Below are 25,456 nucleotides of genomic sequence, written 5' to 3'. Positions count from 1 at the left end.
GCGGCGCCCTAGAACAATCCCAGCCGCGCGACCTCTTCTTCGCTCAAGTCGATCCCGAACAACATGCTGAGCCGCAGGCGATAGACGCGCGGGTCGTCGATCGTGCCGGTCATGTCCTCGCCTGCCGAATGGCGGCGATAGGCGAGATCGGTCAGCGCGGCGAAGCCGTGGGGCAGGACGATGCTGACCACGACGAGGTCGGTGAAGCGCGTGTTCGGCGCGGTCGCGGTCCAATGGTTGGACATGGCGAGGTCGATCTGCGGCACCTCGTCGAGGGTGAAACTGAATTGCTCGACCCAGCCCTCGCCCGCATCGCGCCCGTCGGTGGTTGCGGGATTGCCGTCGCGCGACAATACCCAGCCGCGCTTGTCGTTGATCAGACGGAACAAGGCGCCGTCGGGCGCGGTCGCCTCCGCCCCATCGATCAGCGGCATGATCGGCGAATAGCTGCCGCCGAAGCCGGCATCGGCGAGCCAATCCTGCCCGTCGATCGTCACCAGCAGCACCATGTGCGTGCGTCCGGGCGTCGCGGTGGCGCCAAACCAGACACGCGCGAGCAGCGGCCGCACGGTGAACCCCAATTCGGTCAGCGCGTCACAGAACAATCGGTTCTGTTCGAAACAATAGCCGCCGCGCCGCCGCATCACGAGCTTGGCGAACACCGAGTCGCTGTCGATCGCGATGCCGCGACCGAGCCGGATATCGAGATTCTCGAACGGGATCGCCAGTCGGTGCGCGCGCTGGAGCGTGGCCAAACCTTCGAGATCGCAGGCCGGACGCTCGGCGAGCCGGATCCGCTCGAAATAGGCGTCGAGGTCGAAGCTCATGCCGCGAACAGCTCCGCAGGTAATTGGTAGAGCCCGGCCGCGGGTGCTGTCGCCGCGGCGTGCAGCCCCAGCACCTCGGGCACGATCTGCTCGACATAGAAAGCGCAGACCGCGCGCTTCATGCGCAGGAAATCGTCATCGCCGTCGGCCGCCGCGCGCCCCTGCCGCTCCATCAGCCAGCCGCACACCGCGACCGACACCATGGTGAGGAAGGGGTAGCTCGCCGCCAGCCGATCATCGGCGTCCGCCGTCGCCAGCCGCCGCCCGACTTCGTCACAGGCATCGATCAGCATGCGCAGCGCCGACTCCTCGGCCTCGGCGCGCATGTCGGCGATCAGCGTCGCGAACGCCGCGCCGTTCGACAGGCCGAGCTTGCGCCCGACCAGATCGGCGGCCTGGATGCCGTTGGTGCCTTCGTAGATCGGGGTGATGCGGGCATCGCGGAAGAACTGCGCCGCGCCGGTCTCCTCGATATAGCCCATGCCGCCATGGACCTGGATGCCGAGCGAGGCGACTTCGTTGCCGAGATCGGTGCCATGCGCCTTGGCCAACGGAGTCAGGATTTCGAGCCGGTCCTTCGCCGCCTCGTCACCCAGGCCCGCGCGGTCGACTTGCGCCGAGGCGAGATAGACCAAGGCGCGTGCCGCCTGGGTCTGCGCCTTCATCCGCATCAGCATGCGGCGGACGTCGGGATGTTCGATGATCGCCACCGGGGTCTTGTCGGCCGATCCGGCGCGCGCCGACTGGATACGCTCGCGGGCATAATCGACCGCTTTCTGCGTCGCCGCCTCGGCCACTTGCACGCCCTGTAGCCCGACATTGAGCCGGGCATTGTTCATCATCGTGAACATCGCGCGCATGCCGGCATTCTCCGCGCCGATCAGCTCGCCGATGCAATCATTATGGTCGCCGAACGACAGCACGCAGGTCGGCGAGGCGTGCAGCCCCATCTTGTGCTCGATCGAGACGACGCGGACGTCGTTGAAGTCGCCGGGCTTGCCGTCGGCGTCGAGCCGGTATTTGGGCACCAGGAACAAAGAGATACCGCGCGTCCCCTCGGGCGCGCCCGGCGTGCGGGCGAGGACGAGGTGGACGATATTGTCGGCCATGTCGTGGTCGCCGAACGAGATGAAGATCTTGGTGCCCGAGATCTTCCATTTGCCGTCGCCCGCGGGTTCGGCGCGACTGCGCAGCGCACCGACATCCGACCCGGCCTGGGGCTCGGTCAGGTTCATCGTGCCGGTCCAGGCGCCGGTCGCGAGATGGGGCAGGTAGGCCGCCTGCTGCTCGGGCGTGCCGTGATGGAGCAGCGCCTCGATCGCGCCGACGGTCAGGGTCGGCGCCAGCGCGAAGCCCATATTGGCGGCGCCCAACGTCTCGAGCACCGCGCTGGCCAGCACGAATGGCAGGCCTTGCCCGCCGAAATCGCCGGGCGCGCCGATCGTGCCCCAGCCGCCGTCGACATAAGCGCGATAGGCTTCGGGATAGCCGGCCGGCATCTTGACGCCCTCGGGAGTCCATTTCGGCCCGTCGGTATCGCCTGCCCTCGCCAGCGGCGCCCATTCGCCGGCGGCGAAGGCGCCGGCGCCTTCGAGCACCGCGTCGACCAGATCGGGCGTGGCATCGGCGAAGCGCTCGCTCGCGGCGAGATCGGCGAGCTGGGCGACATGGTCGAGCACGAAACGCTGCTCACGAACGGCGGGATTGAAGGGCATTCGGCTTCCTCTCCTGATCCGACGCGCTATAGCCCCCGGCGATGGACGCGCAACTCACCCGCACTTTACCTTACGGAGCCGATTCTGTCGCCGAAGCGGCGGCGCTGATCCGGCAAGGCGCCTGCGTCGCGGTGCCGACCGAAACGGTCTATGGCCTGGCCGCCGACGCGACCAACGCCGCCGCGGTGACCGCCGTCTATGCAGCCAAGGGGCGGCCGAGTTTCAATCCGTTGATCGTCCATGTCCCCGATCTCGCCGAGGCGAAGCGGATCGCGGCGTTCGACCGGCGCGCTGATGCGCTGGCCGAGGCGTTCTGGCCGGGGCCGCTGACCCTGGTCCTGCCGCTCAAGCCGTCGGCGCAGATCGCCTCTTTGGTGACCGCGGGACTCGAGACGATCGCGATCCGCGTGCCGCGCCACCGCGCGATGCGCGCCTTGCTCGAAGCGAGCGGGCGGCCGCTCGCCGCGCCCTCGGCCAATGCCTCGGGGTCGATCAGCCCGACCCGCGCCGAGCATGTCGCCGCCAGCCTCGACGGGCGGATCCCGCTGATCCTCGATGACGGGCCGACCAGCCAGGGGATCGAATCGACCATCGTCCGCGAAGTGTTCGGGATGACGCGCATCCTGCGCCATGGGCCGGTGACGATCGACGAGGTGCGCGCGGCGATTACCCGGCCCGGCGTGAAGCTCGATCGCTTCGATACCGGCGAAGATGACGGCCAGCCCGAGCAGATCGAATCGCCGGGCCAGCTGCTCGCGCATTACGCGCCGCGCAAACCCTTGCGGATCGACGCGCCGCGCGGCGCCGAAGACGAATGGATGATCGGATTCGCCGCGACCGGGGGCAACGACAATCTCTCGCCGAGCGGCGATCTGGCCGAGGCAGCGGCCAATCTGTTCGACGCGCTGCACCGCGGCGACGCCTCGTCGCAGCCGAAAATCGCGATCGCGCCCGTCCCCAATGAAGGGATCGGCGTCGCGATCAACGATCGCCTGCGCCGCGCATCGCATCGGGAATGACTGCAAAACAAGCCGTTACGTCTTTACACAGCCGAAACGAGGCTTAGTCTCTCGCCATCGGGCCGTTCCGGCACTCGTTCCGTAAGGCGGCACGACCAAGGAGAGGGGCGTATGACGAACATCCAACGCGGGCTCGCCGAGCTTATCGGCACGTTCTGGCTCGTTTTCGGCGGCTGCGGTGCCGCGGTCCTGGCCTGTAATTTTCCCGCTGCCGGCATCGGTTTTGCCGGAGTCGCCCTGGCGTTCGGCCTGACCGTGCTGACCATGGCCTATACGATCGGACATATATCGGGCTGTCACCTCAACCCCGCGGTCACGCTGGGGCTATGGGCGGGCGGGCGCTTCGCCGGCAAGGACATCCCGCTCTATGTCGTCGCCCAGGTGCTCGGCGCGGTGATCGCCGCCTATCTGCTCTATTTCATCGCCTCGGGGCAGGCTGGCTGGGAGCCAGGCGTCTTTGCCGCCAATGGATTCGGCGAGCATTCGCCAGGAAAATATTCGCTGGTCGCCGCCGTGACGATCGAAATCGTCATGACCTTCATGTTCCTGGTCGTGATCATGGGCGCGACCGATACGCGCGCGCCGGCCGGCTTCGCGCCGATCGCGATCGGGCTTGCGCTGACGCTCATTCACCTCGTGTCGATTCCGGTGACCAACACCTCGGTCAATCCGGCGCGCTCGACCGGCCAGGCTTTGGTCGTCGGCGGCTGGGCGATCGAGCAACTCTGGGTGTTCTGGGTCGCGCCGCTGATCGGCGGGATTCTGGGCGGTGTCGTCTACAAGGCGCTGGGCGCCGATGCGACGGTCCGGCCGCCGGTCGAGGGTGAGGCGCTCTAGGTATGTGACCCTCCCCTCCCTGCAAGGGAGGGGATCAAGGGGTGGGTGTAGCGCTGGGCGAGGCTCGATGCCTCGTCCGGCGCTGTTTGGTGATCGGTCGATGAGTCTTTGAGGCGCGCAGACGCGCGCACCCACCCCCAGCCCCTCCCTTGCAGGGAGGGGAGCTTACGAGCTCAGGCCGCCGCCGTCTCGGCTTTCGACCGCGCGGCGAAGCTCTTGCGCAGCTTCTTGAGCTTGGGCGGGATCACCGCGAGGCAGTACGGATTCCGCTGGCCTTCGCCGTCCCAATATTCCTGGTGGTAATCCTCGGCGGGATACCACTCACCCAAAGGTTCGATCGTCGTCACGATCGGATTGGGCCACTCGCCCGCATTGCGGACGATCGCCGCCTTGGCTTCTTCCTCTTGCGCGGCATCGTGCGGGAAGATCGCCGAGCGATATTGCGTGCCGACGTCATTGCCCTGGCGGTTGAGTGTGGTCGGGTCGTGCGTCGCGAAGAAGATGTCGAGCAGGTCGGCATAGGAGATCCGCTCGGGATCGAAACCGACCCGGATCGCCTCGGCATGGCCGGTATCGCCGCCGCACACCTGTTTGTAGGTCGGGTTGGCGACATGGCCGCCGATATAACCGCTTTCGACGCTCTCGACACCGATCACATCGTTATACACCGCCTCGGTGCACCAGAAGCAGCCGCCGGCAAGCGTCGCAAATTCGAGGGACATTCGTCTCACTCCCTTTTCAACTTGGCCTAAACATAGGTACGGCGCGCGCGGCGGCAAAGGGCCGGGCGAAAAGGACATATCGATGAGCAAGGGCAAGGTGCTGGTCACGGGCGGCGCAGGCTATATCGGCAGCCATGCGGTACTGGCCTTGCTCGACGCGGGCTGGGACGTATTGGTGGTCGACAATCTCGTCACCGGGTTCGACTGGGCGGTCGATCCACGCGCTACGTTGGTCGTCGCCAATATCGAGGATGACGACAAGGTCCGCGCCGCGATGCGCGAGCACGACGTTCTTGCCGTCATGCACTTCGCCGGATCGGTGGTGGTGCCCGAATCGGTCGAGAACCCGCTCAAATATTATCGCAACAACACCGTCGCCAGCCGCGCGCTGATCGAAAGCGCGGTGGTGTCGGGGGTCAAGCATTTCATCTTCAGCTCGACCGCGGCGACCTATGGCACGCCCGAGCGCGTGCCGGTCGCGGAGGACGATCCCAAGCTGCCGATCAATCCCTATGGCATGTCGAAGCTGATGACCGAGGCGATGCTGAAGGACGTCGCCGCGGCGCATCCGATCAATTATTGCGCGCTGCGCTATTTCAACGTCGCAGGCGCCGACCCCCAGGGCCGGTCGGGCCAGTCGACCGCGGGCGCGACGCATCTGATCAAGGTCGCGGTCGAGGCGGCGACGGGCAAGCGCGATCATGTCGGCGTGTTCGGCACCGATTTCGCCACTGCCGACGGGACGGGCGTGCGCGATTACATCCATGTCAGCGACCTCGCCGCCGCGCACGTCCACGCGCTCGACCGGCTGATCGCCGAGCCCGACGAGAACCTGACGATGAACGCCGGCTATGGCCATGGCTATTCGGTGCTGCAGGTGCTCGACGCGGTCGATCGCGTGACCAATCACGAGGTCAAGCGCGTGTTCCAGGGCCGCCGCGCCGGCGATCCGGCGGAATTGGTATCGGATAACCGCCGCATCCTGGCGACTCTGCCGTGGCGCCCGCAGTACGACGATCTCGACCGCATCGTCCGCGACGCGCTGGCGTGGGAGCGGGTGCTCGCCGAACGGCAGGGGTAAGCGACCCGGGGAAGGAATTGGTGGGCTCGCCGGGATTCGAACCCGGGACCTACAGATTAAAAGTCCGTTGCTCTACCGACTGAGCTACGAGCCCCAAGGTGGCGGCGCTTAGGGGGCGAGGCACGCCGGGTCAACCATTGCGCCGCTTGGCATCGGGCGCCGTCGCCGCTAGCCATGTCGAATTGCAGCGATAAGGGGCATCATGGCCAGCGATCCCGATCCTATGCGCCCGTCGGTGCGCCCGGTTCCTTATTATCCCGAACCCACATACTCGGAAGGGTCAGGCGCGGCGACCGCGTCGCTGGTTCTGGGCATCCTGGGACTGATCTGTTCGATCATTCCGATCATCGGGCTGATCTCGTGGCTGCTCGCCCCCGCCGCGCTCATCACCGGCGGGATCGGGCTGAAGAGCCCGACCAGCAAGGGGCTTGCCGTTGGCGGGCTGGTGACGGGCGGGCTCGCTTTGATCGTCTGCCTGTTGTGGCTGGTGCTGTTTGGCGCGGCGATCGCCTCGGTCGGAAGCGCGCGCACCTTCTAGCGGATACGCGCCGCGAGCTGGCGCACCGTGCGCCCCGTGACCGGATCGCGCCAGTCCGGCACGATCGCGCCAAGCGGCCGGAGCACGAAGTCGCGGCGGCGGAATTCGGGATGCGGCACGATCAGCCCGTCGCCCGCCCAGGCGCCGTCCGACCACAGGATGATGTCGAGGTCGATCACGCGGTCAGTCCAGCGCTGCCCGCGCCGCCGCCCGAACGCGGTCTCGATCGCCTTCAATCGCGCCAGCATTTCGGGCGGGCTGTCCTCGCTCTCGACCAGCGCCGCGGCGTTGACGAAGCGCCGCCGCGCCGGCCCGAGCGGAGCGGTCGCGACCAACGGTGACGTCATGACGACACCGCCGATCGCCGCCAGCGCCGCGCGCACCTCGTCGGCGGGTGCGCCGTGACGGCCGCGGCGGTTGGAACCCAAGGCGATGACATAACTGGACGGCATGACGTCACGGGGCCTACCGCAAGCGCATGGACTTTGCACCCGGCCCGATCCCCGACACCGAACCGCCGCACGATTGCCCGCGCTGTCCGCGGCTGGTCGCGTTCCGCGAGCAATTGCGGGTCGAGCATCCCGATTGGTGGAACGCCCCGGTGCCCGCGTTCGGCGATCCCAATGGCTGGCTGTGTATCGTCGGGCTCGCACCCGGCAAGAACGGCGCCAACCGCACCGGCCGGCCGTTCACCGGCGATTATGCCGGCGACCTGCTGTTCGCGACGCTCGCCAAGTTCGGCTTCACCCGCGGCACCTATCAATCGCGGCCGGATGACGGACTGGCGCTCGACGGCGTCATCATCTGCAATTCGGTCAAATGCCTGCCGCCCGAGAACAAGCCGACGCCCGAGGAAATCCATAGCTGCCGCCCATTCCTGGCCGGTCAGGTCGAAATGCTGCCCAATGCCCGGGTGTTCGTCGCGCTCGGCCAGATCGCGCACCAATCGGCGGTCAAGGTGCTCGGCGGCAAGCTGCCCAAATGCCGCTTTGCGCATCTCGCCGAACATCGCGTGCCCGACGGGCGGATGCTGATCGATAGCTATCATTGCTCGCGCTACAATCAGAATACCGGCCGCCTGACCGCAGCGATGTTCGAGGCGGTGTTCGCGCGCGCGATCGCATTGCGCGGTTGAACTTCGTCCGCAGTCGTCGGTTGTTTCGGGCATGACTCACGAACCGCCCGTTCCGCCCGACAACCAGTCGCCTTATCCGATCGCCGAGCCGCCGCACGAGCACCACGCGCCGCCGCCCGCTCCCGAACCCGAGGAGGAACAATCCGGTCGGGCGCGCATGGTGCTGGTGGGCGGAGCCGTCGCCGCGGGCGTTGCCGCGATCGGTGGGCTGACCGCATTCCTGCTCCGCCGCGGCAAGTCGCGGCCCAAGGCTGCGCCAAAGGCCAGGCGGAAACGTTGACCGGTGCTTAGCCCTAAGCCAGCGGCGAGATCACCGCGTCGCGCAGCACGTAACGCGCGTGATAGAAATCGCGCAGCCGCACGATCCGCCCATCGGCCCAATCGATCACGATCATCCCGGTCGGTGGTCCGGCCGGATTGGCGGGATCGTGGACAATCGCCACGGCGCGACCTTCGATCATGCCGACCGACAAGCGCCATGACGTCATTTCGGTATAACGCGTGAAATAGGTTTCGAATGCCGCGCGGTCGCGCGTCATCCGCGCCACCAGCTCGAACCGCACATCGTCGGCGAGCATCGCGCGAATCGCGTCGAAATCGCGCGCATTGAAGCGGTCGACATAGGTCTGCAGCCGGATCAGGTCGTTATGATCGGCGGGCGGCGAGGATGACGGCGCGTCGGCGAGCGTACGGAGGCGCGCGCGGCCGCGGTGCAACGCCGCCTTGGTCGCGGCCAGCGTGGTGTCGAGAATCCCCGCCGCTTCCTCGTTCGAATAGCCCAGCACGTCTTTCAGGATGACGGTCCCGCGCTGCAGCGGCGGCAGGTGCATGAACACCGCCAGCGCGGCACCGGCGGCAAAGCGGCGCGCGGCCTCGTCACCATCCGACACCATATCCTCCTCCTGGATCTCCTGCTCGCCGGCGCGGCGGGCACGCGCGCGCAAATGGTCGATCGCGGTATTGTGCGCGATGCGGAACGCCCAAGCGGTGCCATCCCCCTCCGGCGGGGTGCGGTCGAGTGCCGCCATGGCGCGCGCGATCGCGTCCTGGACGACATCCTCGCCATCGAGCACCGATCCCACCATCCGCGCGGCATAGCGATGCAGCGCCGGCCGTAGCTCGACCAGCAATGCCTCGATCCGTGTCCGATCCGTCTCGTCCGTCATGTCCCTCGCCATCCGCCATTCTTCTACCGGGAGAGACGGTGGCGGCGCGGAAAAAGATTCGGTCGCGCGAATCCTTTTTCGCCGAGCCTCCGTCCTTGGCGATAGCGGGCGGCGCTGGGCTGCCCGGTTCGACGGAGACTGACATGAAGCTCTATGCGCTGACCAAATCGCTGAATTCCCGCAAGGTTTTGGCGCTGATCCACCATCTCGACCTGCCGGTGGAGATTGACGCCATGACCGTCGAGCAGGTCCAGTCCGACGCTTATGGCGAGATCAATCCCAACCGCCTGGCGCCGACCCTGGTCGACGGCGATTTCGTGCTGTGGGAATCGAACGCGATCGGACTCTATCTCGCCGAGGGCAGTGCGATGATCCCTGGCGACCGTCGCCAGCGGCTCGACATGCTGCGCTGGCTGCTGTGGGAAGGCGTGCATTACAACAAGGCGCTCGGCACGATCTTCTTCGAATCGGTCGTGCGTCCGCAATTGGGCTGGGGCGAGACCAACCAGCCGTTGGTCGACGATGCGCTGGTACAGGCGGCGCGCCTGCTGCCGGTGCTCGACGCCCATCTCGCGACGCGCGAGTTCATGCTCGGCGACCGGCTGAGCTTCGTCGACTTCGCGATCGCCTCAGCCGAGCCGTATCGCGACGCGATGCCGGTCGACTTCGACGCCTATCCCAATGTGCAGCGCTTCTACGACACGATCGCGCTGCTGCCGGCATGGCAAAAGGCGCTCGGCCAGCCGCGGATGGCCGTCGCGGCGTGACGTCAGCCGGGCGTCGCCATCGAGCGGCGCCCGGTTTCGCGATCAGATGTCTTGCACCAGCCGGCCGTACAGTTCCGGCCGGCGATCGCGGAAGAAGCCGAATGCGGCGCGGTGGCGCTTGACGCGATCGAGGTCGAGCGTCGCGGTGATCACGCCTTCTTCTTCACGATCGAGCTCGGCCAGGATGTCGCCGCGCTCGTCGGTAATGAAGCTGGTGCCGTAGAAGGTCTGGCCGTGCTCGGTGCCGACGCGGTTGGCGGCGACCACCGGCACGACGTTCGACACCGCATGGCCGACCATCGCGCGGCGCCATAGCCGCGCGGTGTCGAGCCCTTCGTCGTGCGGCTCGCTGCCGATCGCGGTCGGATAGAACAGGATTTCCGCGCCCATCAGCATCATCGCGCGCGCGGTTTCGGGATACCATTGGTCCCAGCACACCCCGACGCCGAGCTTGGCCGACGGGCCATCCCACACCTTGAAGCCGGTATTGCCGGGGCGGAAATAGAATTTCTCTTCATAGCCGGGGCCGTCGGGAATGTGGCTCTTGCGATAGACGCCGGCGACCTTGCCGTCGGGATTGACCATCGCCAGGCTGTTATAATGATGCGGGCCGTCGGCTTCGAAGAAGCTGGTCGGAATCCACACTTTGAGTTCGGCCGCGAGCACCTGCATCGCCTGAACCGCGCGATGCTCGGCGGTCGGCCGGGCATTGGCGAACAGGCCTTCGTCCTCGACGCGGCAGAAATATTCGCCCTCGAACAATTCGGGCGGCAGGATGACTTGCGCGCCCTTGCCCGCCGCCTCGCGGACCAGGCGCGAGACGTTGGCGATATTCGCCTCGATATCATCGGAAAAGGCGAGCTGGAGCGCGGCGACGCTGATCTGGGTCATGACCTCTGCCATAGCGGGGAAGGGTGGAAAGTGGCAGTCCCTGCCGCAGGTTCAAGAGGAGCGGCGAATGGAGCGTATTTTCGAGACGATCGCGGGCAAGGTCGCGAGTTGGACCGGGCGTCCGCCGGCGTTCGTCCTGGCGCTATCGGTGATCATCGTCTGGGGCGTGACAGGGCCGATCTTTCATTATTCCGACACGTGGCAGCTGATCATCAACACCGGCACCACCATCGTCACTTTCCTGATGGTGTTCCTGATCCAGAATGCGCAGAATCGCGACGGATCGGCGATCCAGGCCAAGCTCGACGAGCTGATCCGCTCGCTGCAAGGGCCGCGCGACGAGTTCGTTGGGATCGAGCATCTGACGCAGGATGAACTCGAGCAGATCAAGGCGAAGCTGGAAAAGGAATGCAGCGAGGTCGGCGCCGGCACCGACCACGCTTCGGTCCAACGGCTGATCAATCGGTTGTGAGCCCTGCTTTTCCTCTCCCCTTCCGGGAGAGGAGTTGAATGGATCAAACCGCCAACCCCGCCAGCAATTTTGGCAACGCGCCCGATTCGCCGCGTGCTTCGGCAATGAAGCGGTCCTTGAGCATCGGCGCGTGCTGCACCGCCGATAGTCCGAATCGCCGCACCGCGCTGGCAGTCTTGCCGGGAATGCCGAACAATCGGGTCAGGCCGTCGGTCGCCGCCGCGACCATGAAGGTGTCGAGGCTGCGCCAGCGTTCGTAGCGCGTCAGCAGCGCGCGATCGCCGACGTCGAGCCCGATCCGCTTGCCGTCGACCAGCACTTCGACCAGGGCAGCGACGTCGCGGAAGCCGACATTGACCCCTTGTCCCGCGATCGGATGGATGCCGTGCGCCGCGTCGCCGACCAATGCCAGCCGCTCGGCGGTGATCGTCGCGGCATGATGGAATCCCAGCGGATGCGCGAAGCGTGGACCGAGCCAGGTGATCTTGCCGAGGAACCCGCCCATCTTGCGCTCGAGCTCGGCCATATAGCCGCGGTCGCCGAGCTTCTGCATGCCGGGGCCCTGGTTCCCGCGCACCGACCAGACGATCGCCGAGCGGTGCCCGCGATCATCGTCGTTCAAGGGCAGGATCGCGAACGGTCCCTCGGGATAGAAGATCTCGTAGGCGACGTTCTCGTGGCTGTGCTCGTGGCCGATCGAGGTGACCAAGGCGACATGGTCGTAGGTCCAGCGCGCGACGTTGAGCCCCGCCGCCTCGCGCGTCGGCGAATTGCGGCCCTCCGCGCCGATCAGCAACGACGCCCGCACCTGGCTGCCGTCGCTTAACGTGGCGCGAACGCCAGCTTCATCGCGCTCGATCGCGACGGCGCGCGTCTGCATGTGAAGGTCGACGCCCGGCGCGGCGCCGGCGGCATCGAGCAAGGCGGCGCGCAGATCGCGATTCTCGAACATCGTGCCGAGCGCGGTCTCACCGTCCTGCGGCACGAAATCGAGCGCACCAGGAGCGAGCCCGTCGGACACGCGGATGCCTTCGATCGGACAGCCTTTGCCCGCCAGCCGGTCGGCGACCCCGATCGCGCGCAGCATGTTCATCGGTGCGCTGGCGATCGCCGAGGCGCGGCCGTCGAATCCGGCCGCGGTGACCACCGCCGGATCGGCCGGATCGACCACGATGCTGGTGATGCCATGCGCGGCGGCCGCGACCGCGAGCGCGCTGCCGACCAGCCCGCCGCCAAGGATGAGGAGATCAGCCTGAGACATGCGGAATGCCCTACGACTTGAGGTTCCGAGCGGCAATGGGGGGCGAGGAACGCAAATCCTCCCCGTTCACGGGGAGGGGAACCATTGGCGCAGCCAATGGTGGAGGGGGCGGGCCGCCAGCGAGTCCGGGGAGGCTAGCCCCCACCACCAAGCCGCTGCGCGTCTTGGTCCCCCTCCCCATAAATGGGGAGGATTTAGCTCGGCCAGCGCACTCTCCAACCACACCGCCTTGACGTCGGACTCGCGTAGAGCGAGAATCCATCGTGAACGCACAGCGTACATTTCGGGGGATTCGACCATGGCCAGCCGCGCGCAGCCGCCGCTCTGGCGCGAAACGGTGAAAGCGGGCGCCGCCCGCTCGGGCGCAATGATCGTCGCGGTGGTGGTCGCCGCGGTGTCGTTGCTGCTCGTCCTGTCGCTTGCCAGCTATCATTCGGGCGATCCGTCGCTCAGCACCGCCGCGGGCGGCCCGGCGCAGAATCTGCTCGGCTATCCCGGCGCGGTGATCGCCGACCTCGCCTATACCGTACTCGGCTGGCCCGCCTGGGGAATGCTGGCGATCGGCCCGGTGATCGCCTGGCGGTTGTGGCGCGACGAAGAAGTCGGCGGCTGGGTGCGGATGGTGCTGACCGCGGCGTTCGGGCTCTCACTGGTCGCGACCGCGCAAGGGTTCGTGTCGAGCGGCGCCAGCCTCGACTGGCCGGCGGGCAAGAGCGGGCTGATCGGCATGCTGATCGCCGACGGGCTCAAATGGCTGATCGCGCTGATCGGCAATCCCGTCGCGATTTTGTGGACCGATCGCGTCGTCGGCGCGCTGGCCGGGCTGTCGGGCGCGGTAATCTGGTTCATGAGCCTCGAGGTCGGATTGCCGCGCGTGCCGTCAATGCCGCGGATCGGCCGCTCGGCCGAGGTGCAGCGCCTGACCGACCAGCGTCCCGGCGATCGCGTGATCGACATGGAGTCCGAACAGTCGATTCGCCAGCCGCGCGCGGTCGCCTTGCCCGACAATCGCCCGGCGCCGGTCATCGCCGAGCGCAATGCCGCGCCGCCCCCCGCCAAGCCGGCCAAGCCCAAACAGGGCAGTTTCGACCTGCGCGACAATTATCCCTTGCCGCCGCTCGACCTACTCAAGCCGCCGCCGCCGTCGACCGGCGGGCCGATCGACAAGGCCGCGCTCGAACGCAACGCGCGGCTGCTCGAAACCGTGCTCGACGATTTCCACGTCAAGGGCCAGATCACCGCGGTCCATCCCGGCCCGGTGGTGACGATCTACGAGCTCGAGCCCGCCGCCGGCACCAAGGCGAGCCGAGTCGTCCAGCTCGCCGACGACATCGCGCGCAACATGTCGGCGGTATCCGCGCGCATCGCGCCGATCCCCGGACGCACCGTGATCGGCATCGAATTGCCCAATGCGCGGCGTGAAACGGTCAATCTGCACGAGCTGATGGCGTCGGACGCGTTCGAGGATCAGTCGGCGTCGCTGCCGATCGTGCTGGGCAAGAATACCGCCGGCGATCCGGTGATCGTCGACCTGGCGCCGATGCCGCATCTGCTCGTCGCCGGCACCACCGGATCGGGCAAGTCGGTGGGCCTCAACTGCATGATCCTGTCGCTGCTCTACAAGCTAGATCCCAAACAGTGCCGGATGATCATGATCGATCCGAAGATGCTCGAACTGAGCATGTATGACGACATCCCGCATCTGCTCTCGCCCGTGGTCACCGACCCGTCCAAGGCGGTCCGCGCGCTCAAATGGGCGGTCGAGCAGATGGAGGACCGCTATCGCATGATGGCTTCGGTCAACGTGCGCGGGCTCGCCAGCTTCAACGACAAGGTTCGCGCCGCCAAGGTCAAGGGCCAGCCGCTGGGGCGCAAGGTCCAGATCGGCTATGAGGACGGGAAGCCGGTTTACGAGGAAGAGCAGCTCGAATTCGAGCCGCTGCCGCAGATCGTGGTCATCGTCGACGAGCTCGCCGATTTGATGATGACCGCGGGCAAGGAAGTCGAATTCCTGATCCAGCGGCTGGCGCAAAAGGCGCGCGCCGCCGGCATCCACCTGATCATGGCGACGCAGCGCCCGTCGGTCGACGTCATTACCGGCGTGATCAAGGCGAACCTGCCGACGCGCATCTCGTTCAACGTCACCAGCAAGATCGATTCGCGCACCATCCTGGGCGAACAGGGCGCCGAGCAGCTGCTCGGCAAGGGCGACATGCTGTACATGGCGTACGGCAAGCAGATCAGCCGCGTCCACGGCCCGTTCGTCAGCGACGACGAGGTGCGGGCCGTCGCCGATCACTGGCGCGCGCAAGGCCAGCCCGATTACATCCAGTCGGTCACCGAGGAGAATGAGGACGGCTTCGCGCTCGACGGCGCGCCGCTGGGCGAGGATTCGGCCGAGGACCAGCAATATCGCGGCGCGATCCAGCTGGTGGTCGAAAGCCAGAAGGCATCGACCTCTTGGCTGCAGCGCCAAATGCGAATCGGCTATAATTCGGCGGCGCGGTTGATCGAGCGGATGGAAAAGGACGGCATCGTCGGCCGCCCCGATCATGTCGGCCGGCGAGAAGTGTTGCGCGACCGCGAGGGCAACCCGCTGTAATATGATGTCAGCTTCGCTGACCGGCACCGGCCCGCTCCGGTTCGGCGCAGCTGAACCGGACCAGGACTCGCGCGTTCAGAGCGGGTTCAAGCCTTTGGCGCCACCCTGGTCGCCTGTTTCAGGAGAATATTCGTGACGTCTCGCGCCCTAGCGCTGTTGTTCGTGCCCGCTTTCGCTGCCACCGCTGCGATCGCCGCGCCGGCGGCGACCTCGCCCGACCTTGCCAAGGTCCAGGAGCATCTGCGCGCCGCCCAGTCGATGACCGCGGCGTTCAGCCAATATGATCGCAACGGCAAGACGCTGACCGGCACCCTGTCGTTGAAACAACCGGGCAAGCTACGCTTCCAGTACCAGAAGGGCGTGCCGATCCTGATCGTGGCCGACGGCAAGTCTCTATGGTTCCTCGACTATCAGGTCGGACAGAAACAGCGTTGGCCGATCGGCGGGTCGCCGTTGGGCGTCCTGCTCGATCCCGGCAAGGACATCAGCCGCTTCGCCAAGGTGATGCCGACTGCCGATCCTTCGGTCATTTCGGTCGACGCCAGCGATCCCAAACATCCCGAATATGGCCGCATCACGTTGGTGTTCGAGCGCAACGCGGCGGGGCCGGCCGGCCTCATCCTGCGCGGCTGGGTGGCGCTCGACGCGCAGAACAATCGCACGACGATTCGACTGTCGGACCCAAAGTTCAACGTGCCGATTTCCGACGGAACGTTCCGCTTCAACGATCCAGTGCGCGGCGGCCCAAGAAAATAACCGACCGTTCATCTGGGCGACAGCTTCGCCCGCTTAATACAGTTCTCGCGGATGTGGGGCGGTTCAGGATTTTCCCCCTGTTGCCTGAAACGGACCACTTCCCGCCTGCGTGACGAACGCTAGGTCGGCCCCTGTTCCATGCCCCCGGAACAGGGGCCTTTCCATGCGCAGCGCGGACGGCGGCGCCCCGCCGCCGATCTCGCGCCAGCACGGCCGGCGCCGCAACGCGGCGTTCGACGTCAACGACGCGGCTTTGCCGCGGCGCAGAGGTGACGAACGGCTATGAACTCCCTAAGTGCGCTCCCGTGAAGATCGTCTCCTGGAACATCAACTCGGTGCGGTTCCGCATCGAGATCGTCGAAAAATTCCTGCGCGAGGTCGCGCCCGACATCTTGTGCCTGCAGGAAACCAAGGTGATCGACGCCGACTTCCCCGCAGGCGCGTTCCGTGCGCTCGGCTACGACACGATCTTCCTCCACGGCCAGCGCATGCACCACGGCGTCGCGATCATCAGCCGAGTGCCGCTGGTCGAGGACGACCGATTCGACTGGCAAGCCAATCGCGAGGCGCGGCATGTCGGCGTGCGGTTGCCGAACGGCGTGCGGCTGGAGAATGTCTACGTGCCCGCGGGCGGCGACATCCCCGACCGCGAGGTGAACCCGAAGTTCGGCCAGAAGCTCGATTTTGTGGAGCGGATGACCGCCTGGTCGGCGACGCTCGATTGCCCGACCATCTTGACCGGCGACTTCAACATCGCGCCGCTCGAATCGGACGTTTGGAGCCACAAGCAACTGATCAAGGTCGTCAGCCATACGCCGATCGAGGTCGACGCGCTCAACCGGCTCAAGGATTCGAATTCCTGGGTCGACCTCGGGCGCCATTTCTACCCCGCACCGGCGCGGCTCCACACCTGGTGGAGTTACCGATCGCCCGATTGGACGGTCAATGATCGCGGCCGGCGGCTCGACCATATGTGGGCAACCGCCGACGTCGCCTCGACGGCGCGGTCGCATCAGGTGTTCGAGGACTGCCGCAACTGGCTCAAGCCGTCGGACCATGTCCCGATCATGACCGAGTTCGACCTGTGAAGGCGCGCCGATGAGCGCGCGTGATGTTGCCCGCGCGATCGACGCACTGCGCCGCGGCTGGCCGATCGCGATTCGCGGCGCCGGTGATCCAGTCGGGCTGCTGGCGATCGAAACCGCCGATGCCGGGCGGATGAAGGCGTTCGACCCCGAGGGCGATTCGCCGATCCTGTTGTCCGCCGGGCGCGCCGCGACGCTCAAGCTCGCCAATCAGCTCGAGGCGGCGATTCCCGATTCGCCGGTGCTGGTCGAGCGCACTTTCTGGATCGATTTCGACTGCGCGGTCGCGCTTGCCGATCCGCAGCTCGACATGGCGACGCCGATGAAAGGCCCGTTCCGCGCGATCCATGTCGAGGATCGTGACGTCATGGCGGCGGCCCTGTCGCTCGCACGCACCGCCGGTGTGCTTCCCGCCTTCTTCGTCGGCCAGGCGCCGGACGAGGTCATCACCATCGCCGATATCGAGGCATTCGAGGACCCGATCAGCCTGGCGATCGCCGCGCGCGCCAAATTGCCGGTCGCCGGCTCGGAGAATTCGGAGATCGTGGCGTTCCGCTCGCCCGATTCGCCGGGCGAGCATGTTGCCCTGATCATCGGCCAGCCCGATGGCCGCCCGCCGCTGGTCCGCCTGCACAGCGAGTGCCTGACCGGCGACGTGCTCGGCAGCCTGAAATGCGATTGCGGGCCGCAGCTCCATGCCGCGATCCACGCGATGGAGGATACCGGCTGGGGGATCCTGCTCTATCTCCGCCAGGAAGGGCGCGGGATCGGGCTGGTCAACAAATTGCGCGCTTATGCGCTGCAGGATCAGGGGTTCGACACGGTCGACGCCAATACGCGATTGGGGTTCGCGGTCGACGCGCGCGATTTCCGCGTCGCGGCGCGGATGCTCGATCTGCTCGGTCAGACAACGATCCGCCTGCTGACCAACAATCCGGAGAAAGTCCGCGTGCTCGAGGCGACGGGAATCACGGTCGCCGAACGCGTGCCGATCGCGCTGCCGCCCAATCCGTTCAATGCGAAGTACCTCGCGACCAAGCGCGATCGGACGGGGCACCAGCTTTAAGCCACGATTGGAGTGTTAGCCCGAGATGACGGTTGGGCGTCAGGCGAGCAGGCTTGCCACGTCGTCAAAGTTCGATGCCACCGCCGCCACCCCGATCGCGCGCAGGCGGTCGGCATGATCGGGCGCGCAATGGCTGCCCGCGCACAGGCCGATGACGTGCCCGCCCGAGGCGACCGCGCCGGTTGCGCCGACCGGCGAGTCCTCGATGATCGCACAGTCGCCGATCGTCACGCCGAGCTTGTCGGCAGCATAAAGGTAGAGATCGGGCGCCGGCTTGCCACGCTCGACATGCTCGCGGCCCGAATAGAGATGATCACCGAAAATGTCGGACAGGCCGATATGCTCGAGATGGCGGCTGATCCAGCGCGTCGAGCTTGACGATACCACCGCCTTGGGCAGGTCCGTGGGCAGCGAACGGACGAAGGCGATCGCGCCGGCGACCTCGCCGATCCCTTCCGCCATCACGCGCGCATCCTCGGCCTCGCGCGCGGCGAAGAAGTCCTCGGGCAATGCGCGGCCGATCCACGCCTCCACCCGATCGAGGAAATCCTTGCCCGCATAGCCCATGAAATTGGCCATCGACTCTTCGGGCGTGGTCGGGTGGCCGATCGACGTCAGGAAATCGGCGATATGCTTGTTGCCGATATATTCGCTCTCGATCAGCACACCGTCGAAATCGAACAGCAACGCCGCGAACCTGATCGGGATCACACCGCCGCTCATGTCCGCGCTCCGAACAGTGCCGATCCGACGCGGACATGGGTAGCGCCAAGCGTCACCGCGGTCGGATAATCGCTCGACATCCCCATGCTGAGGCCGGTCAGGCCGTTGTCGCGCGCCAGCTTGGCGAGCAATGCGAAATAGGGTGCCGGTTCGACCTCGAGCGGGGGCACCGCCATCAGCCCGACGATCGGCAGATCGGCGGCGCGCGCTTCGGCGAGCAGAGCGGGCAGATCGGCGATCGCGCAGCCACCCTTTTGCGGCTCGTCGCCGATATTGACCTGGACGAAGCAACCGGGGCGGCGGCCGCTTTCCATCGCCTTGGCCAGAGCGGCAATCAGCGACGCGCGATCGACCGAATGGATTTCGTCGAACAGAGCCACCGCGTCGGCCGCCTTGTTCGATTGCAGCTGGCCGACCAGAGCGAGGCGGAGATCGGCGTGGCGCTCGCGCAGCGCCGGCCATTTTCCTTGCGCTTCCTGCACGCGATTCTCGCCGAACACGCGCTGTCCCGCGGCGATCAGCGGCTCGACCGCCTCGGCGGGGTGCGTCTTGGAGATGGCGATCAGCTCGATCGGGTCGCTGCGCCCGGCGAGCTTCGCCGCCCGGGCAATCGCATCGCGGACGCCGGCGAGCCGCGCGGCGGGGTCGTCGGTCGTCATGCCGCGCGCTATAGGCAGGGTCGTGCCGCATCGCCAGTCCCCGATCCCAGTTTTGTGGCTGATGACCGACGAGCGGCTCGGCGAGGGGTTGTGGGCGGCGTTGCGGCGCTTGCCGCGCGGGAGCAGCGTGGTGTTCCGGCATTATGCGACGCCGGCGCGGGAGCGGCGGGCGCTGTTTCGGCGCGTGGTGCGCGTTGCGCGCGCGCGCGGGCTAGTGGTGGTTCGGGCCGGGGAGCGGGCCGGGTTCGGCGAGGATGGAGTGCATGGCGGAGTGCGCGGGAGCGGGCTGCGGACGGCGGCGGCGCATGATCGGGCCGAGGCGGTCGCCGCAGTGCGGCGCGGGGTGGACGTGCTGTTCGTGTCGCCGGTGTTTGGGACTCGGTCGCATCCGGGGGTTGATGGGTTGGGCGAGCGGAAGGCGCGGCGGATTGCTCAAGGTCTGCCGGTTATCGTGATCGCGCTTGGCGGAATGGACGCGCGGAGATTCCGGGGAATGGCCGGGTTCGATGGCTGGGCGGCGATCGACGCGTGGGGCGCGGGCGGTGGCGGCGCGAAGTGAATTCGCGCCGTCGGTCCTCGCTACGCGAGGCCGGCCGAGCCCGTTTCCGAGCGCGATTTAACTGCGTTAAATCCCTGAAACGGGCTTAGAACCTGAACGCGGTTCCGACGTACACCGCCTGGCTGTCACGCTGCGCATCGGGCAGCGGGGCGAGGCGATCGCGATCCTGCGACTTGTAGCGGACGCCCGCGGTCACATCGAGATTGCGGCTGAGCGAATAGGACCCGCCGACATCGATCGAATCCTTGGGCAGAGATCCCACCAGGCGCGTATCGCCGACCGTGGTACGTTCACTGGTCGCCTTCAGCCTGTTGGCGCGGCGGACCGAGAAGCTGGTGCCGAGATCGATCGGCTTGGTGCCGACCGGGCTCGCGGCCAGATCGATCTTGAGATCGCTCGGCGTCACGACGTGCTTGACCGGAGCGTTGCGGCCGAGATCATAGGCGATCGGCGCCAGGCCGACCGAATCGGTATCGACCGTCGGCGCGCCGCGCAGCGTCACGACACCGGTCTTGACCGCTGGCGGCGGCGTCACGCGGCGTTGCGTGCCACGCGATTCGGCCGGCGTGAACCGGAACGGAGTCGTGTCGAGCCCGTTGCGCGCGATCAGCGCGGCAAGCTTGGGATCGGCCGAGGCCGGGGTGAAGAAAGACGCGACAGGGCGCGAAATCAACCGCTTGGCGGCATCGGGTGCGCCGATCGCGGGCACGGCAAACGCGGCGGTGACGGCTAGCGTCCCCACCACAGTTCCGAAAATTGCCCGCTTCCCAACCACGATTGGTTCCCTGCGACTCCAATAGTCATACAAGCCCTAACACGGTTCGATCCCGACTCGCCACAGGTGATCGCGTTTTTCCGCCGAGTGTTGCATTGCGTCCACAGACTCGTTCTGGTCTGTCGGCGCTTGCGGCGGACGGCCCTGTGTCTATAGATGCGCGATAATCTCCCCCTTTCGTATCAGGGAACGACCGATGACCCTTCTGCGCCGTGCCGCGTATCTGGCCCTTCCGCTCTCACTGATGGCGTGCGCGCACCACCGGGGAGGGCCCGCCAAGGCCGATATCGCCGCGTCGAAAGTGACGACGATCGGCGTCAACGCCTATCTGTGGCGAGCGACCCTCGACACGCTGAGCTTCATGCCGCTGCTCCAGACCGATTCCAACGGCGGCGTCATCGTCACCGACTGGTACGTCAATCCGCGCTCGCCCGGCGAGCGGATGAAAGTCACGGTGTCGATTCTCGACCAGGATTTGCGCGCCGACGCGATCCGCGTCGCGGCGCTGCGCGAAGTCAGCACCAACGGTCAGTGGGTTGCCGCACCGGTCCAGGCAGCGACGGTGCAGAAGCTCGAGGACGTGATCCTTACGCGTGCCCGCGACCTTCGTCGCCAGGCGATCGCTCCCAAATAAGCAAGAACCCGGCGGGCGGGTAATGCCCGCCCAGCAGGATAGACCCTAATGTCGCGCTTCAACCCGCTGAAAGCGGATGCCCATTGGCAAAAGATCTGGGATGATTCCCAGACCTTTGCCGCGCGAGACGATTCGCCCAAGCCCAAAAGCTATGTGCTCGAGATGTTTCCCTACCCGTCGGGGCGGATCCATATGGGCCATGTCCGCAACTACACGATGGGCGACGTGCTCGCACGCTATCGGCGGATGAAGGGGATGGAAGTGCTCCACCCGATGGGGTGGGACGCGTTCGGCATGCCGGCTGAGAACGCGGCGATGGAAAAACACGTCCATCCCGGCGGCTGGACCCGCCAGAATATCGCGACGATGAAGGCGCAGCTGAAGCGACTGGGCTTCGCGCTCGACTGGTCGCGCGAGATCGCGACGTGCGAGCCCGATTATTACGGCCAGGAACAGGCGCTGTTCCTCGACATGCTCGCCGCCGGCCTGGTCTATCGCCGCGAATCGGCGGTCAATTGGGACCCGGTCGACATGACCGTGCTGGCCAACGAGCAAGTGATCGACGGCCGCGGCTGGCGGTCGGGGGCGCTGGTCGAGAAGCGCAAGCTCAACCAATGGTTCCTCAAGATCACCCAATTCGCCGATGAGTTGCTCGAGGGACTGAAGGGGCTCGATCACTGGCCCGACAAAGTCCGGGTGATGCAGGAGAATTGGATCGGCAAGAGCCAGGGATTGCAATTCGCCTGGTCGCTGTCCGACGGCGGATCGGTCGAGGTGTTCTCGACGCGCCCCGACACGATCTTCGGCGCGAGTTTCATCGCGGTCGCCGCCGATCATCCGATCGCCCAGGGCATCGCCGCGCGCGATGCGAAGGCGGCCGCGTTCATCGAGCTGTGCAAGCAGGGCGGGACCACCGCCGCCGAGCTCGAGACGCAGGAGAAACTGGGCTACGACACCGGCATCACCGCGACACATCCCTTTGATCCGGCGTGGCAAATCCCGGTCTATATCGCGAACTTCGTGCTGATGGACTATGGCACCGGCGCGGTGTTCGGCGTGCCCGCGCACGACCAGCGCGACTTCGAATTCGCGACCAAATATCAGCTGCCGATCCGCCGCGTCGTATCGGACGGCGACAAGACCGACGTTAAGTTCGACGGCGCCGAAGCCTATTCAGGCCCGGGCACGATCGTGAACTCGCACTTCCTCGACGGCATGGATGTCGAGGATGCCAAGCGCGAGGTGATCATCCGCGCCGAGGCGGGCGGCTGGGGCAAGGGCACCACCGTCTATCGCTTGCGCGACTGGGGAGTCAGCCGTCAGCGTTACTGGGGTACGCCGATCCCAATCATCCACTGCGACCAATGCGGCGCGGTGCCGGTGCCGCGCGATCAGCTGCCGGTGGTGTTGCCCGAGGATGTTGCCTTCGACATCCCCGGCAATCCGCTCGACCGCCATCCGACCTGGAAGCATGTCGATTGCCCGTCGTGTGGCGGCAAGGCCGTGCGCGAGACCGATACGCTCGATACTTTCGCCGATTCGTCCTGGTATTTCATCCGCTTCGCCAGCCAGCCCAAGGACAGACCGTTCGACCGCGCCATGGCCGAGCAATGGCTGCCGGTCGGGCAATATATCGGCGGGGTCGAGCATGCGATCCTGCACCTGCTCTATGCCCGCTTCTGGACGCGCGCGTTGAAGCATATCGGCATGCTCGACATCGCCGAGCCGTTCGCCGGGTTGTTCACCCAGGGGATGGTCACGCACGAAACCTACAAGTCGGTCGAGGGCAAATGGCTGAGCCCAGATGACGTGCGTGACGGCAAGGAGATCGCCACCGGGCAACCGATCACGGTCGGCCGCACCGAGAAGATGTCCAAGTCGAAGAAGAACACGATCGATCCCGAGCCGATCGTCGACCAATATGGTGCCGACGCGACGCGCTGGTTCATGCTGTCCGATTCGCCGCCCGAGCGCGACCTCGCCTGGTCCGAGGCGGGGATCGAGGGCTCGTGGCGCTTCGTGCAGCGGCTGTGGCGCCTGGTCGACGGGATCGAGCAGGGCGAAGGCAATGACGTCGTGCTCGACCGCAAGCTGGCGCAGACGATCGCCGGCGTCGCCGTCGATATCGAGGCGCTGCAGTTCAACAAGGCGGTCGCCAAGCTCTACGAACTGGTCAACGCGATCGAGAAGGCCAAGCCGTCCGCGTCGCGCAGCAACGCGATCCGTACGCTCGTCCGCCTGGTCTCGCCGATGACCCCGCATCTCGCCGAAGAAGCCTGGGCGGCGATGGGCGGATCGGGACTGGTCGCCAATGCCGACTGGCCGTCTTATGATCCGGCGTTGCTGGTCGAGGATGAGGTGACGATCGCGGTGCAGGTCAACGGCAAGTTGCGCGATACGTTGGTCATGCCCAAGGGCAGCGACAGAGCGGTGGTCGAAGCCGCGGCGCGCGCCAATCCCAACGTGCTCCGCATCCTGGACGGCGCCGAACCGAAGAAGGTGATTGTCGTGCCCGATCGTCTGGTCAATCTGGTCGCATGAAGCGACTCGCGCTCCTCCTCGCGCTGGCGACCGCCGGCTGTGGCCTCCACCCGCTCTATGAAGGCGGGGCTTCGGGTCCGGTCGCTTCCAGCCTGTCGCGAATTGAGGTCGCGCCGATTGCCGGCAAGAACGGCTATCTGATGTCGACCGCGCTGCGCGATCGCCTGCCCTCGCGCAGCGGCGAGCCGGCGCTGTACCGGCTCGAGGTCAAGCTCGACGATTCGATCACCGGCCTGGGCGTGAAGCGCGACGACACCATCACGCGCGAGCGCCGGTCGCTGCGCGCGCGGTACCAGCTGGTCAATGCGTCGAGCGGCGAAGTGCTGGTCGACGCGACCGCGGGGTCGGATGCCGGCATCGACGTGGTCAATTCGGAATATGCCACGATCGCGGCCGAGAACACCGCGCTCGAAAACCTGTCGCAGATCGTCGCCGATCAGATCGTCACGCGGATCGCCGTCTATCAGCGCCGCGCCGCCGCCTCGGCGAAGTGAAAGCGTCCGAAAATCAGCTAGTTAACTCGCTGGATTCGGCGGCTTCCGCGGTTCGGCTCTATCTGCTCCACGGTCCCGACGAAGCGGGCGCGATGGACTATGCCACGCGGCTGGGACGGGCGCTTGGCGCCGATGCCGAAAAGGTCGCGATGGAAGGGCCCGCGCTGCGCGGCGATCCCGGAAAGCTGGTCGACGAAGCGCGGTCGCTCGCCTTGTTCGGTGGGCGGCGCTGGATCCTGGTCGCCAATGCCGGCGACGAATCGCTCGAGGCCGCGCAAATGCTGCTCGCCGAGCCGCAAGTCGAGCATCCGGTGGTGATGATCGGGCCGGGGCTGCGCACCACCTCGAAGCTGGTCCAGTTCGCGATCGCGCAGCCGGCGGCGATGAGCTTCGCCTGCTACATTCCCGATGGCGCCAATGCCGACCGCATGGTGGTCGGGATCGCGCGCGAATACGGCCTGCGCCCGACGCCGACGGCGATTCGGCGGTTGATGGCGGCATCGGGCGGCGATCGCAGCGTGATCGCGCGTGAAGTGGAGAAACTCGCGCTCTATCTCGACGCGGCGACCGACCGGCCGCGCGAGCTCGACGACGAGGCGCTCGACGCGCTGGGGGCCGATCTCGGCGAATCGCAAATGTCCGACGTGGTCGATGCCGCGCTGGAGGGGCGGGTGCACGACATCGCGCGCGAACTGGCCCGATTCGCCGATTCGGGCGGTGCTGCGATCCCATTGCTGCGCCAGATCGTCCGCAAGCTGATGACGCTGGCGGCGATGCGCGCCGAGGTCGATGCCGGCAAACAGCCATCGGCGGTGGTCAAGGCACGGCGAGTCCATTTCCGCGAGGAACCGGGGATGATCCGCCAGGTCCAGAAATGGAAATCGCCCGACATCGCCGCGGCGATCGACCGGTTACGGCGGGCCGAACGTCAGTTGATGGCGCCGGGCGGGGCAGGGGAATTGTTGTCCGACGTCGCGATTACGGAGACGACACGCGCCGCGGCGCGGATGCGGTAGATTTGGTTCACGCAAAAGCGCGAAGGCGCGAAGGCGCGAAGAAGAATAGATTGATGTTCGCGCGGAGGCGCGGAGAGCGCGGAGGTGTTTCGCTGTGGGCTGCGCGCGAAACTCA

The 25,456-nt window shown here is 66.5% G+C and carries 28 protein-coding genes and 1 tRNA gene; 18 read left to right on the top strand and 11 right to left on the bottom strand.

Annotation, left to right across the window (positions count from 1 at the left end):
* Positions 1–8: 8 nt before the first annotated feature.
* Positions 9–827, bottom strand: a complete 819-nt coding sequence (locus AC1DSD_RS15500; protein WP_478031338.1) for an arylamine N-acetyltransferase family protein — start codon at positions 825–827, stop codon at positions 9–11.
* A complete protein-coding gene (locus AC1DSD_RS15495; protein WP_478031337.1) occupies positions 824–2,542 on the bottom strand; it encodes an acyl-CoA dehydrogenase in 1,719 nt (572 codons plus the stop codon). The genes AC1DSD_RS15500 and AC1DSD_RS15495 overlap by 4 nt, the downstream gene beginning before the upstream one ends.
* Positions 2,543–2,583: 41 nt before the next feature.
* Between AC1DSD_RS15495 and AC1DSD_RS15490 the strand changes: the two genes are divergently transcribed.
* Positions 2,584–3,561, top strand: a complete 978-nt coding sequence (locus AC1DSD_RS15490) for an L-threonylcarbamoyladenylate synthase (protein ID WP_478031335.1) — start codon at positions 2,584–2,586, stop codon at positions 3,559–3,561.
* Positions 3,562–3,672: 111 nt separating this feature from the next.
* Positions 3,673–4,398, top strand: coding sequence for an aquaporin Z (aqpZ, locus tag AC1DSD_RS15485; RefSeq protein ID WP_478031334.1), 726 nt, complete (start codon positions 3,673–3,675; stop codon positions 4,396–4,398).
* Between the two features lie 173 nt (positions 4,399–4,571).
* Here the strand turns inward: aqpZ and msrA are convergent, their stop codons facing one another.
* On the bottom strand, positions 4,572–5,120 hold the full coding sequence (msrA, locus tag AC1DSD_RS15480) for a peptide-methionine (S)-S-oxide reductase MsrA (protein ID WP_478031332.1): 549 nt from the start codon (positions 5,118–5,120) through the stop codon (positions 4,572–4,574).
* Between the two features lie 82 nt (positions 5,121–5,202).
* Here msrA and galE point away from each other — a divergent pair, with 82 nt between their 5' ends.
* Positions 5,203–6,201 (top strand): UDP-glucose 4-epimerase GalE, encoded by a 999-nt coding sequence (gene galE / locus AC1DSD_RS15475; protein ID WP_478031331.1) that lies wholly within the window; start codon positions 5,203–5,205, stop codon positions 6,199–6,201.
* An 18-nt stretch (positions 6,202–6,219) separates the two neighbouring features.
* Here galE and AC1DSD_RS15470 read toward each other — a convergent pair.
* Positions 6,220–6,295 (bottom strand) — tRNA-Lys (locus AC1DSD_RS15470).
* Between the two features lie 108 nt (positions 6,296–6,403).
* On the opposite strand from AC1DSD_RS15470, the gene AC1DSD_RS15465 reads away from it, so the two are divergent.
* Entirely contained in the window at positions 6,404–6,739 is a 336-nt protein-coding gene (locus AC1DSD_RS15465) for a hypothetical protein (protein WP_478031329.1), read from the top strand.
* Here the strand turns inward: AC1DSD_RS15465 and folK are convergent.
* Positions 6,736–7,191, bottom strand: a complete 456-nt coding sequence (folK, locus tag AC1DSD_RS15460; RefSeq protein ID WP_478031327.1) for a 2-amino-4-hydroxy-6-hydroxymethyldihydropteridine diphosphokinase — start codon at positions 7,189–7,191, stop codon at positions 6,736–6,738. The genes AC1DSD_RS15465 and folK overlap by 4 nt on opposite strands.
* Before the next feature lie 26 nt (positions 7,192–7,217).
* Here folK and AC1DSD_RS15455 point away from each other — a divergent pair, with 26 nt between their 5' ends.
* Both AC1DSD_RS15455 and AC1DSD_RS15450 read left to right on the top strand, forming a co-directional pair.
* Positions 7,218–7,874 carry a uracil-DNA glycosylase gene (locus AC1DSD_RS15455; RefSeq protein ID WP_478031325.1) on the top strand — a complete coding sequence of 219 codons (657 nt, stop codon included), beginning with the start codon at positions 7,218–7,220 and terminating at the stop codon, positions 7,872–7,874.
* A gap of 31 nt (positions 7,875–7,905) precedes the next feature.
* Complete coding sequence (locus AC1DSD_RS15450) at positions 7,906–8,154, top strand: hypothetical protein (RefSeq protein WP_478031323.1); 249 nt, start codon at positions 7,906–7,908, stop codon at positions 8,152–8,154.
* 13 nt (positions 8,155–8,167) lie between these two features.
* Here AC1DSD_RS15450 and AC1DSD_RS15445 read toward each other — a convergent pair whose 3' ends face one another.
* On the bottom strand, positions 8,168–9,040 hold the full coding sequence (locus AC1DSD_RS15445; RefSeq protein ID WP_478031322.1) for a sigma-70 family RNA polymerase sigma factor: 873 nt from the start codon (positions 9,038–9,040) through the stop codon (positions 8,168–8,170).
* Between the two features lie 143 nt (positions 9,041–9,183).
* On the opposite strand from AC1DSD_RS15445, the gene AC1DSD_RS15440 reads away from it, so the two are divergent.
* Positions 9,184–9,807 carry a glutathione S-transferase family protein gene (locus tag AC1DSD_RS15440; RefSeq protein WP_478031321.1) on the top strand — a complete coding sequence of 208 codons (624 nt, stop codon included), beginning with the start codon at positions 9,184–9,186 and terminating at the stop codon, positions 9,805–9,807.
* Positions 9,808–9,849: 42 nt separating this feature from the next.
* Here AC1DSD_RS15440 and aguB read toward each other — a convergent pair whose 3' ends face one another.
* Complete coding sequence (aguB, locus tag AC1DSD_RS15435; RefSeq protein ID WP_478031320.1) at positions 9,850–10,698, bottom strand: N-carbamoylputrescine amidase; 849 nt, start codon at positions 10,696–10,698, stop codon at positions 9,850–9,852.
* A gap of 67 nt (positions 10,699–10,765) precedes the next feature.
* On the opposite strand from aguB, the gene AC1DSD_RS15430 reads away from it, so the two are divergent.
* Positions 10,766–11,170, top strand: coding sequence for a low affinity iron permease family protein (locus AC1DSD_RS15430; protein ID WP_478031319.1), 405 nt, complete (start codon positions 10,766–10,768; stop codon positions 11,168–11,170).
* A gap of 43 nt (positions 11,171–11,213) precedes the next feature.
* Here the strand turns inward: AC1DSD_RS15430 and AC1DSD_RS15425 are convergent, their stop codons facing one another.
* Positions 11,214–12,431 (bottom strand): FAD-dependent monooxygenase, encoded by a 1,218-nt coding sequence (locus AC1DSD_RS15425; protein ID WP_478031317.1) that lies wholly within the window; start codon positions 12,429–12,431, stop codon positions 11,214–11,216.
* A gap of 298 nt (positions 12,432–12,729) precedes the next feature.
* Here AC1DSD_RS15425 and AC1DSD_RS15420 point away from each other — a divergent pair, with 298 nt between their 5' ends.
* From AC1DSD_RS15420 to ribA, 5 genes are all read left to right on the top strand, one after another.
* Positions 12,730–15,033 (top strand): FtsK/SpoIIIE family DNA translocase, encoded by a 2,304-nt coding sequence (locus AC1DSD_RS15420; RefSeq protein WP_478031316.1) that lies wholly within the window; start codon positions 12,730–12,732, stop codon positions 15,031–15,033.
* A 132-nt stretch (positions 15,034–15,165) separates the two neighbouring features.
* Positions 15,166–15,789 carry a LolA family protein gene (locus AC1DSD_RS15415; RefSeq protein WP_478031314.1) on the top strand — a complete coding sequence of 208 codons (624 nt, stop codon included), beginning with the start codon at positions 15,166–15,168 and terminating at the stop codon, positions 15,787–15,789.
* A gap of 163 nt (positions 15,790–15,952) precedes the next feature.
* The gene (locus AC1DSD_RS15410; RefSeq protein ID WP_478031312.1) at positions 15,953–16,075 is read left to right on the top strand and encodes a hypothetical protein; all 123 of its coding nucleotides are present in this window, start codon (positions 15,953–15,955) and stop codon (positions 16,073–16,075) included.
* Positions 16,076–16,094: 19 nt separating this feature from the next.
* The gene (locus AC1DSD_RS15405) at positions 16,095–16,877 is read left to right on the top strand and encodes an exodeoxyribonuclease III (protein ID WP_478031311.1); all 783 of its coding nucleotides are present in this window, start codon (positions 16,095–16,097) and stop codon (positions 16,875–16,877) included.
* A gap of 10 nt (positions 16,878–16,887) precedes the next feature.
* Positions 16,888–17,940, top strand: coding sequence for a GTP cyclohydrolase II (gene ribA / locus AC1DSD_RS15400; protein ID WP_478031309.1), 1,053 nt, complete (start codon positions 16,888–16,890; stop codon positions 17,938–17,940).
* Between the two features lie 39 nt (positions 17,941–17,979).
* Here the strand turns inward: ribA and AC1DSD_RS15395 are convergent, their stop codons facing one another.
* Together AC1DSD_RS15395 and AC1DSD_RS15390 are read right to left on the bottom strand one after the other, a co-directional pair.
* Complete coding sequence (locus AC1DSD_RS15395) at positions 17,980–18,663, bottom strand: HAD family hydrolase (protein WP_478031308.1); 684 nt, start codon at positions 18,661–18,663, stop codon at positions 17,980–17,982.
* Positions 18,660–19,322 carry a YggS family pyridoxal phosphate-dependent enzyme gene (locus AC1DSD_RS15390; protein ID WP_478031307.1) on the bottom strand — a complete coding sequence of 221 codons (663 nt, stop codon included), beginning with the start codon at positions 19,320–19,322 and terminating at the stop codon, positions 18,660–18,662. The genes AC1DSD_RS15395 and AC1DSD_RS15390 overlap by 4 nt, the downstream gene beginning before the upstream one ends.
* On the opposite strand from AC1DSD_RS15390, the gene AC1DSD_RS15385 reads away from it, so the two are divergent.
* Positions 19,321–19,881: a thiamine phosphate synthase gene (locus tag AC1DSD_RS15385; RefSeq protein ID WP_478031305.1), complete on the top strand. Its 561-nt coding sequence runs from the start codon at positions 19,321–19,323 to the stop codon at positions 19,879–19,881. The two genes, AC1DSD_RS15390 and AC1DSD_RS15385, sit on opposite strands and share 2 nt — an antisense overlap.
* An 85-nt stretch (positions 19,882–19,966) precedes the next feature.
* On the opposite strand, the gene AC1DSD_RS15380 is transcribed toward AC1DSD_RS15385, so the two are convergent.
* A complete protein-coding gene (locus AC1DSD_RS15380; RefSeq protein ID WP_478031303.1) occupies positions 19,967–20,623 on the bottom strand; it encodes a hypothetical protein in 657 nt (218 codons plus the stop codon).
* Between the two features lie 229 nt (positions 20,624–20,852).
* Here AC1DSD_RS15380 and AC1DSD_RS15375 point away from each other — a divergent pair, with 229 nt between their 5' ends.
* Genes AC1DSD_RS15375 through holA form a run of 4 tightly spaced genes read left to right on the top strand, consistent with a single transcriptional unit; the run spans position 20,853 to position 25,341 of the window.
* A complete protein-coding gene (locus AC1DSD_RS15375; RefSeq protein WP_478031301.1) occupies positions 20,853–21,290 on the top strand; it encodes a DUF3576 domain-containing protein in 438 nt (145 codons plus the stop codon).
* A 48-nt stretch (positions 21,291–21,338) separates the two neighbouring features.
* Complete coding sequence (gene leuS, locus AC1DSD_RS15370; RefSeq protein ID WP_478031300.1) at positions 21,339–23,831, top strand: leucine--tRNA ligase; 2,493 nt, start codon at positions 21,339–21,341, stop codon at positions 23,829–23,831.
* Positions 23,828–24,325 (top strand): LPS assembly lipoprotein LptE, encoded by a 498-nt coding sequence (gene lptE, locus AC1DSD_RS15365; protein ID WP_478031299.1) that lies wholly within the window; start codon positions 23,828–23,830, stop codon positions 24,323–24,325. Before leuS ends, lptE begins: the two co-directional genes overlap by 4 nt.
* Positions 24,322–25,341 (top strand): DNA polymerase III subunit delta, encoded by a 1,020-nt coding sequence (gene holA, locus AC1DSD_RS15360; protein ID WP_478031298.1) that lies wholly within the window; start codon positions 24,322–24,324, stop codon positions 25,339–25,341. The genes lptE and holA overlap by 4 nt, the downstream gene beginning before the upstream one ends.
* Positions 25,342–25,456 lie beyond the last annotated feature (115 nt).

Source organism: Sphingomonas sp. P4_D12, assembly GCF_056401895.1.
This window is presented reverse-complemented; position numbering and strand designations above follow the sequence as displayed.